The 260-nt window shown below is 56.9% G+C and carries 1 protein-coding gene; it reads left to right on the top strand.

The genetic code is table 11. The annotated features are described in order from the left end of the window. Window positions 1–108 precede the first annotated feature (108 nt). The coding region (gene rpsU / locus SB764_RS41895) for a 30S ribosomal protein S21 (protein ID WP_410867022.1) at window positions 109–260 on the top strand (152 nt) is incomplete at its 3' end.

Genomic DNA, 260 nt, shown 5'->3' with positions numbered 1-260 from the left:
CTATCGATCGGTGCCGGACACTCGGAATTCGAGTCCGACGAGATAGAGAGCGCCGTCATGACACGGCTCGGCTAACTTCTTATACGAACCTTCTCAAACAGGGCAACCATGACAACCGTCACACTGAAAGTCAACGAACCGATCGATGTCGCACTGCGCCGATTCCGCCGCGACATCGAGAAAACCGGGTTGATTCGCGAGCTGCGCAGTCGCACCGGCTACGAAAAGCCGACGACGGAACGCAAGCGCAAAAAGGCCAG

Origin of the sequence: Paraburkholderia sp. SIMBA_027, assembly GCF_046535315.1 — a bacterium.
Lineage (GTDB): Bacteria > Pseudomonadota > Gammaproteobacteria > Burkholderiales > Burkholderiaceae > Paraburkholderia > Paraburkholderia tropica.
This window is presented reverse-complemented; position numbering and strand designations above follow the sequence as displayed.